The 8,411-nt window shown below is 60.4% G+C and carries 12 protein-coding genes; 11 read left to right on the forward strand and 1 reads right to left on the reverse strand.

Annotation, left to right across the window (positions count from 1 at the left end; all coding sequences use genetic code 11):
* Positions 1-26: 26 nt before the first annotated feature.
* Positions 27-617: a type VI secretion system lipoprotein TssJ gene (tssJ, locus tag TBU01S_RS19810; protein ID WP_068639228.1), complete on the reverse strand. Its 591-nt coding sequence runs from the start codon at positions 615-617 to the stop codon at positions 27-29.
* 83 nt (positions 618-700) lie between these two features.
* Here tssJ and tssA point away from each other — a divergent pair, with 83 nt between their 5' ends.
* The 11 genes from tssA (at position 701) to TBU01S_RS19855 (ending at position 8,364) form a co-directional block, all read left to right on the forward strand.
* Positions 701-1,744 carry a type VI secretion system protein TssA gene (tssA, locus tag TBU01S_RS19815; RefSeq protein ID WP_068639229.1) on the forward strand — a complete coding sequence of 348 codons (1,044 nt, stop codon included), beginning with the start codon at positions 701-703 and terminating at the stop codon, positions 1,742-1,744.
* A gap of 53 nt (positions 1,745-1,797) precedes the next feature.
* Positions 1,798-2,364 carry a type VI secretion system contractile sheath small subunit gene (tssB, locus tag TBU01S_RS19820; protein WP_245650994.1) on the forward strand — a complete coding sequence of 189 codons (567 nt, stop codon included), beginning with the start codon at positions 1,798-1,800 and terminating at the stop codon, positions 2,362-2,364.
* 6 nt (positions 2,365-2,370) lie between these two features.
* Positions 2,371-3,873, forward strand: coding sequence for a type VI secretion system contractile sheath large subunit (tssC, locus tag TBU01S_RS19825; protein WP_068639230.1), 1,503 nt, complete (start codon positions 2,371-2,373; stop codon positions 3,871-3,873).
* A 46-nt stretch (positions 3,874-3,919) separates the two neighbouring features.
* A complete protein-coding gene (locus tag TBU01S_RS19830; protein WP_068639231.1) occupies positions 3,920-4,405 on the forward strand; it encodes an Hcp family type VI secretion system effector in 486 nt (161 codons plus the stop codon).
* Positions 4,406-4,462: 57 nt separating this feature from the next.
* Positions 4,463-4,645 (forward strand): hypothetical protein, encoded by a 183-nt coding sequence (locus tag TBU01S_RS23330; protein WP_083953750.1) that lies wholly within the window; start codon positions 4,463-4,465, stop codon positions 4,643-4,645.
* A 44-nt stretch (positions 4,646-4,689) separates the two neighbouring features.
* Positions 4,690-5,187 carry a hypothetical protein gene (locus TBU01S_RS24115; RefSeq protein WP_157659223.1) on the forward strand — a complete coding sequence of 166 codons (498 nt, stop codon included), beginning with the start codon at positions 4,690-4,692 and terminating at the stop codon, positions 5,185-5,187.
* Between the two features lie 75 nt (positions 5,188-5,262).
* Positions 5,263-5,691 carry a DUF5675 family protein gene (locus tag TBU01S_RS19835; protein ID WP_068639232.1) on the forward strand — a complete coding sequence of 143 codons (429 nt, stop codon included), beginning with the start codon at positions 5,263-5,265 and terminating at the stop codon, positions 5,689-5,691.
* Between the two features lie 74 nt (positions 5,692-5,765).
* Entirely contained in the window at positions 5,766-6,245 is a 480-nt protein-coding gene (locus TBU01S_RS19840; protein WP_068639233.1) for a hypothetical protein, read from the forward strand.
* The gene (locus TBU01S_RS19845; RefSeq protein WP_068639234.1) at positions 6,245-6,715 is read left to right on the forward strand and encodes a hypothetical protein; all 471 of its coding nucleotides are present in this window, start codon (positions 6,245-6,247) and stop codon (positions 6,713-6,715) included. Before TBU01S_RS19840 ends, TBU01S_RS19845 begins: the two co-directional genes overlap by 1 nt.
* An 87-nt stretch (positions 6,716-6,802) precedes the next feature.
* Positions 6,803-7,684, forward strand: a complete 882-nt coding sequence (locus tag TBU01S_RS19850; protein ID WP_157659224.1) for a hypothetical protein — start codon at positions 6,803-6,805, stop codon at positions 7,682-7,684.
* A 20-nt stretch (positions 7,685-7,704) separates the two neighbouring features.
* The gene (locus TBU01S_RS19855) at positions 7,705-8,364 is read left to right on the forward strand and encodes an OmpA family protein (protein WP_068639236.1); all 660 of its coding nucleotides are present in this window, start codon (positions 7,705-7,707) and stop codon (positions 8,362-8,364) included.
* The last annotated feature ends 47 nt before the right edge of the window (positions 8,365-8,411 follow it).

The raw sequence follows: 8,411 nt of genomic DNA on the forward strand, positions 1-8,411 counted from the left end.
GGTCTCGACACTCAACGTTCGGCACTTCATCGCCCCACTTCGTCAATTGCAACGCTTCTTTCGCCCACGACGACGCGATATCGCCGCTCCGGCGAGGTCTCGGAAGACCACAAACGCCCCGCGCGATGCGGCGGCGGCACCGATGCCAGCGAGCGCCACGAACTCCCCTGCAGGTCGCGATAGGCAGCAGCCACACCCAGGAACTGGGTCCCCAGCTCGGTACGGCGGCGCATCACCCGGACCTCGCCGGGCATCAGCACGAACTCGTGTATCTCGATCACCTCCGCGTGCCGTGCACTCTCCATCTCGCCCAACAGGGTGAAGAAATCGGCCGACTGGAAAAAAGCCCGCCCCGAGAGCTCATAGATCCTCAGAAGCACGGGCGACGGACGCCCTTGTTCGGTCGGATTCAGCGACTCCGAGGCTGCAATCGAGATCTCCACGGGAACAGGCAATTCCTGCCTGGCCGGCAACGAGCAGCCGCCCACCGACAAAGCAGCGGCCAAGCCCACCACCCCCGCCATCACACAAGCACGCACCATGATGAAAAAACATGCCCCTGACAATTCATGCAATGACCTCAGCAAGTCAAGAAATATAGCATACTTGACAAGCATAACCCCTGTAGACCACACTCATCAAGCAATCCATCGCTCAATAATGCATTGAAGATCAAGAATAAATGCCACCAGCACCATCCTTGTTCTCCACCCTGACGGCCGCATCACCGGCGCTTGAAGGCGGTCCATGCGGACCCGACCTCGAATACGCGCCGCGCTTCCTCGACTTCATGGCGAGCGCAAAGGGCAAGGAAGAGCAGCAACTCGGTGACGCCATCATTCCTGCGCAGGAGCCCGACTGGCGCAGCGTCCTGAAATCCGGCATGACGCTCGCAGGCGAGACCCGCGACCTGAGAATCGCAGTCGTCTTGACGCATGCGGCCACCCAGATCCATGGCTTGCGCGGCCTTGCCGACGGCTTGGCGCTGATTCTCGATTGGCTCTCGGCGCACTGGGAGACACTGCATCCGGCGCTCACGCTGGATGGCGAGCACGACCCCCTGATGAGGACGAACGCCCTGTCCTACGTGTACGACGCCCACGGCTGCCTCGGTGCAGCCAGGCAGGCTCGCCTGCTGGAGAGCCGCGTGGGCGCCCTGCATGTCGGCGATGCGGAGAACATCATCAAGGGGCGTACCGCCGGCAGCGCTGCAGTGGTCGCCACACCCGAGCAACTGGCCCGCCTGATCGCCGACGAACGCGAACGCAATGCGGAAACGTTCGCATCGCTGAGCGAAGCCGCCTCGCTGCTGCAACAGATCGAGACACTCTGGAAAAACAGGCTGGAAGCAGAATTCTGGCCGGAATTCGACGGCCTGAGGGATCTTCTGGTCAGGCTCGCCGATCTGGTCGCCCCGCCACGCCAAGGCATGGCCGACGGCACGCAACCGCACGGCGCCGACGCGGAACCAGCCTCGCGGCAGAGCACACATCCGGCAGTCCGTCAGGCCGGCTTGCCTGCCCCGGCCCTGCCCGACGCCGTGGACAACCGACGCGATGCATTCCGCGCCTTGGCGCTTGCCCGCCAGTACTTCGAACACAACGAACCTTCCCATCCTGCGCCGCTCCTGATCCAGCGCATCGAAAAGCTCGAAGGCCTCAGTTTTGCGGAAATCATCTCCGAGCTGACCCCCGACGGGCTCGGCCAGCTCAGACAGATCGCAGGCGAACAAATCTCCACCTGACTTGAAACACCCGCCCCCCGATCCATCCACCCGACCAAGCAAGGAGTCCTGAATTGGCAACCCGAAACGACGTGCCGAAGGGCAAAAGTGGCCAGAAGTTCATTGCCCGCAATCGCGCACCGCGCGTCCAGATCGAATACGACGTCGAGTTGTACGGCTCGGACAAGAAGGTGCAATTGCCTTTCGTCATGGGCGTCATGGCCGATCTGTCCGGAAAACCCGCCGAACCCCTGCCACCGGTTGCCGAACGCAAGTTCCTCGAGATCGACATCGACAACTTCGACGAGCGCATGAAGGCGGTGAAGCCGCGCGTGGCGTTCACGGTGCCCAACACGCTGACCGGAGAAGGCGAACTGCCTGTCGACATGAGCTTCGACAGCATCGACGAATTCAGCCCCGGCGCGATCGCCAACAAGGTCGAGCCCTTGCGCCGCCTGCTCGAAGCCCGCACCCAGCTCAACAACCTGCTCAGCTACATGGATGGCAAGAGCGGCGCGGAAAATCTACTGGCCGAGGTCCTGCGCGACCCAAGCATCCTCAAGGCCCTGGCATCGCAGCCCAAAGCCGACGAGACCCGGCAGCAGGGTGAAACCCCCAGCACCCCCAACCAGGAGGTCTGACCCGACATGAACACACAATCGTCACAGCTCGCCGAGTCCGCCCTTGCAACGGCCGAAGACTCGGAGTTCGCCGGCCTGCTGGCAAAGGAATTCAAGCCCCGAACCGACGAACAGCGCAGTGCGGTCGAATCCGCCGTGCGCACCCTGGCGGAACAGGCACTCGAATCCAGCCTCAACTTTTCCGGCGACGCCTACCGCTCCATCCAGGCCATCATCGGTGAAATCGACCGCAAGCTCTCCGAGCAGATCGAGCACATCATCCACCACCCCGACTTCCAGCAGGTGGAATCGACCTGGCGCGGCCTCCACTACCTGGTGAACAACACCGAGTCGGACGAGATGCTGAAGATTCGGGTCATCAACCTGTCGAAGAAGGACCTGCATCGCACCCTGCGCCGGCACAAGGGCGTCGGCTGGGACCAGAGCCCGATCTTCCGCCGCATCTACGAAGAGGAATACGGCCAGTTGGGCGGCGCCCCCTACGCCTGCCTCGTCGGCGACTACTACTTCGACCACACCGCCCCGGACGTCGAACTGCTCGGCGAAATGGCCAAGATCGCCGCAGCCGCACACTGCCCCTTCATCGGCGGCGCCGACCCAGGCGTCATGCAGATGAACTCCTGGCAGGAACTGGCCAATCCGCGCGACCTGACCAAGATCTTCGAGAACACCGAATACGCGCCATGGCGCAGCCTGCGCGACGCGGACGACTCGCGCTACATCGGCCTCGCCATGCCCCGCTTCCTCGGCCGCCTGCCCTATGGCGCCCAGACCAATCCGGTCGACGACTTCGATTTCGAGGAAAGCACCAACGGCACCGACCATCACCGCTACCTGTGGGTCAACGCCGCCTATGCCATGGCCGTCAACGTCAATCGGAGCTTCAAGCACTACGGCTGGGCAACCTCCATCCGCGGTGTCGAATCCGGCGGCGTCGTCGAAGGGCTGCCTTGCCACACCTTCCCCACCGACGACGGCGGCGTGGACATGAAGTGCCCCACCGAAATCGCCATCTCGGACCGGCGTGAAGCCGAACTTGCCAAGAACGGCTTCATGCCGCTGATCCACCGCAAGAACACCGACACGGCGGCCTTCATCGGTGCGCAAAGCCTCCAGAAACCCACCGAATATCACGACCCGGACGCGAGCGCCAACGCCCAGTTGGCCGCGCGTCTCCCCTATCTCTTCGCCTGCTGCCGCTTCGCCCACTATCTCAAGTGCATCGTGCGCGACAAGATCGGCAGCTTCAAGGAACGCGACGACGTCGAGCGCTGGCTCAACGACTGGATCATGAACTACGTCGACGGCGACCCGGCCAACTCCAGCCAGGAGACCAAGGCCCGCAAGCCGCTTGCCGCCGCGGAAGTCGTCGTCGAAGAAATCGCGGACAACCCCGGTTACTACTCGGCCAAATTCTTCTTGCGCCCCCATTACCAGCTCGAGGGCCTGACCATGAGCCTTCGTCTGGTTTCCAAGTTGCCGTCGGTCAAGGAAGGCTCCACATCCTGACGGTGAAACCACCTGTTTTTTTCAACACATAGGAAGGTAGATATCAATGGCATCCCTACAAGATTTCTTCATCAAGATCGCCGGCATCGACGGTGAGTCCAAGGACTCGAAGCACGCCGGCTGGATCGACGTCCTGTCCTTCAACTACGGCGTTTCCCAGTCCTCCTCGACCTTCACCGGCGGCGGCGGCGGGGTCGGCAAGGCCAGTTTCGATGCCCTGTCGTTCACCCACTACGTCGACAAGGCCACGCCGAACCTGATGCAGTACTGCGCGTCCGGCAAGCATATCGGTACGGTCGAAGTGTCGTGCTGCAAAGTCGGCGACGGCTCGCAGGAATACATGCGCATCACCCTGACCGATTGCATCATCACCCACGCAGGCCCCTCCGGCTCCACCGATGATGCCCGCGTCAAGGAAACCGTCAGCATTTCCTACTCCAAGATCAAGGTCGAGGTGAAGGAACAGAACGCCAACGGTTCCATGGGCGCTGCCGTGACCGGCACTTGGGACGTCAAGCAGAACAAGGCTTGATGCGGTTTCACCCGGGCTTCGGCCCGGGTTTCCTGTCTCCCCTCGCTTCGAGTACGCATGATGACAAAGGATGTTTTTTTGACAGCGTGCATTGCTCTTGCAGCGCTGGCTTGGGCGACCTTCCAGTTTCTGGGTCAGTATGCCTTCGTGGCAATGCTACTCGTTGTCATTGCACTTCTTCTGAAAAATGCAGGAAAGCCGAGGTTTGGCGGCAACGAAAGAAATGATCACGAGCATTGACACCCGCGGAGCTTCCCTCACCTGAAAACATCCGGATATGGTCAATGCTACAACAAACCGAAACCATCACCGCCCGAGCCCTACGCCAAGCTTCCGACAAAACACCACCGAGTTGTGAACTGGTTGTCGGCGGCAAACCAACAGGCCAACGTATCGAAGGGTGCGTGCTGGAGGCTGCACTCGAATGTGATGCCGGTTATCTTCTTTTTTTGACTGACGACATTCCTCATGAGGATTCGCTGAATATCCATCTTGTCAGCTTCTCCGGCACACTTGAAGATAGTGCACGCATTGGCGGCATGTACTCCACAGGACGTTTCGAGAAACTGCAGGTACAGCAACCCGACAAAATATCGTTCCGATTCATGGGAGATACGATCTGGACACTTCAGGTGCTGCAGAAGCCGGCGTTCCGGATACCGTTTCTTTCCGAACCGGCGGGCGTACATCGGCCACCCGGGAGTAAACGCCGCTTTCTGATTACAGGAAGCCCACGCTGGGAAGCCCACTCCAGCCATCATGGCAGGATACATTTTCCATAAATCAGCTGATCCTCATTTTGCCCCCACGCAGTGGGACCTAATTAAACAGCCAAAAAGGTTCAATCGAATAAAATCATGGGCAAGATCCAGATCGTCCGCAAATGGCAGAGCGAAACGGCCACAATCTCGGAACTCGGCAGCAACAACGGTATCCTGAAAGGCTACGTGCTCGAACGCCCTGGCCCGGACACCGCACAGTCGGGGCTGCGGCTGCGCATCCCGGAAGGCACCTACCGGCTCAAATGGCATAACAGCAACATCCCCACGGTCAAGCCCTACAACCCTGTGCCACTGCTATACAACAGCACGGTTTCAGAGGGCCGCTACATCCTGATCCACAATGGCAACTACCCCTCCAATACCGATGGATGCCTTCTCGTCGGCGAAACGAAGGGCAGCAATGTGGTGAACTCCAGTGTCTCGATGCTGCGCAAGGTCAAGGATTACCTGAACGACGCGGGCATCGACAACGTATTCCTCGAAATATCCGCGGATTACCAGTGATCCTTTCACCTTTCCGGAATGCGATGAGATACCGGGCAAGCACCCACCGTCCATTTTCCTGAGCACAACAAGCCATGATAGAAGCCGATCTGAACAGCTATCTTGAACAGCACATCTCGAGTATTTGCCCTGTAGGATTCCACGGTAACTCCGATAACCATTGCGCGCATTTCGTCAGCCATGTCCTCGAACTGCGATACGGCATTACCTGCCGCTCGATGGTGCACGGCTCGGGTGCGGCGGCTTCGATTCGGGTCCAGGAAATATTTCCCCACTGTCCACGTGTCGGTACTTGGGCTGACTTGCCGGACACAGTGCGCACGGGACTGGTTTTCATTCTGAATGCCAACCACGTCGACTTGCAGAACAAGGGCATGGTCAACGTTCCTCGCAAGCATGTAGGCATTTTCTGCGGGGATCAACGCAATATCTGGCACTACTCGAACTCTCGCAACAAGGTCGTACGCCAGACGCCGGAACAGTTCAGCCGCCATTATCGAGAACCCGATAACGCCATGTTCTGGGGAGAGCTACCTCACGGGAGCAAGCTCTGATGCGCACTTCGGCAGCTTATCGCCTCCGGGCGTTGCTGGTGGCAGCCAGCATGTCGATCATGGCCGGCGGATGCGCGACCATGAGCCCTGAAGCGGCCTCCCCCGGTGTGACTCCGTCCACTGCAGCACCCGAGCCTCGGGAGATCATTCATCTCCTGCTTCTCAATACGGACGTTCCTCTCATCGTCGACCCTTCCTGCCACAAGGCAGGCACCCACCCCGACGACCGAACCATCGGTGAATACATCAGCGGCTTTATCGCCGCGCTCGACAACCCGGAAGCACAAAATCTGATCGAGACCACGATCCTGGACGATCCATCCATTCCGGAAGCACTCGTATGGCGCGCCCGGGTGATGATCGGCCATTCATACGGCGAAGAAGTTTGGCGTTGGGGGGTCGAGTTTCTTATCCGCAAAGACAGCCGCAGTGTTCTACGCGATAGCTTTCGATGCCTCGGTTCCGGCTGAGGAGCAAAGCGTGATCCACAACAGCAGCTCCCCACGCCATCCATTATCCTCGGACTACCAGTAAGCCTTTCGCCTTTCAGAAATGCAATGAGAAACCCAGCAAGCACCCGTCGTCCATTTTCCCGTCTCCTGCGCCTCGGTGCAATCGGCACCCTGTTCGCGCTGGGCGCGGCACTGGCGGCTCCCCAGGGCCTGGCGCCCGACGTGGAAAGATCGGCCCGGACACAACGGCTCGAATATGCCGGCAAGATCACACTTTCGGGCGTACTTCAAGTGTATTGGGTCCCCTCCTGGCCGGATGGCAGTACCGAGCAGCGCACCCTGTTCATGCGTTTCTTCCCCGACGCGCAATCGCTACGCAGCTTGCCTCATATCGAAGAAACGGAACGCCCTGCCAGTCAGCCCACCAGCATCCAGATCTACCGCGACGCACCACTGGCAGACGGCACCTTCGCCACCGAATTCCCGCTCGAAACAGCCGTTCCGCTGCTCGATCGCCTGTTTCCACACGTGCCGTCGAACTTCTTCCGCTACAAGGAGGGCAACGCAGTGGCCGCCGTCACCTTGCGCATGGAGCACCTGTCTGCCCTCATCGAATGCGACAAGCGCCTGTTCTTTGGCGATTTCGCAGCAATGGAACCATCGCCCACCCGGCGAGATCCTGTTCAACTTCGCCAGGAAATCTCGTCAGCCGAAAGCGCCGCCGACTGCGGCGGCATTCCGCCCTACCTGGAGATCTACCAGATCAGCGGCGACGCCGGACGAGCCGAACTCAAGGCGCAACCGGATGAACAAGCCCCCGGCATTACCGTACTGGACGCCGGACAGCCCGTTCTGAAGCTTCAGACCATCGACGGCGACTGGGTTCAAGTCCGCGTTCGTCGCGATGGAACCCTGCCGCATCCCACGCCATCACGCGATACGACAGATGGCTACCTCCCGCTGCAACACCTGATCCCGGTCAACTAACAACTTCCCAGGAACACACGATGTCGTCCCATACCCCCTTCCATCCCCTGCCGATCCTGGCTCTTCTGCTCACGCTCGGCGCTTGTGCCACCGTGCCGGAGCAGCCTGCAGAGCCATCGGCCGAAACCATTGCCGAAATGCAGGCAGCCCAGCAGCACACTGCGTGGGTCGAGCAGCGTAACCAGGCCATCCAGCAGTTGCGCCAGAGCCCTCATCTCAGCGTCACCGAACACCAGAACGGCGATTTCGTCGTCCAGGTCCGCTCCGGCGACATCTTCAGAACGTCCAGCACGAAGATCAACCCGAAGATGCGCCCAGTGTTCGAGCACATCGCCTCCACGCTCGGCGCGCATCCCCGGCTCGCGGTGCTTGTAATCGGGCACACGGACAACGTCGGCAATCCCCAACAGAATCTGACCCTCTCCACCCGCCGGGCCGAAAGCGTGCACGACGCACTGGTGTCGCTGGGACTCGATGAGAGCCGGGTCTCGTTCGAAGGCCGTGGCGACGCGGAACCGATCGCGCCCAACGCGTCGCGCGAAGGGCGTGCCGTCAATCGCCGCGTCGATCTGCTGATCTCGGTCTACCAGCCAGACGGCACCGGCCACGCTCAGCACGATGAACACGCCGAGACGGCTGACGATGCAGCCGAGGCCACGACCGAAACCGACAACGAGTAAAGCAAACCATGAATCGTCTCCTGATCGCCCACACGCCGCTGGGCGAC

The sequence above is a fragment of the Thauera butanivorans NBRC 103042 genome, from assembly GCF_001591165.1.
GTDB classification, from domain to species: Bacteria; Pseudomonadota; Gammaproteobacteria; order Burkholderiales; family Rhodocyclaceae; genus Thauera; species Thauera butanivorans.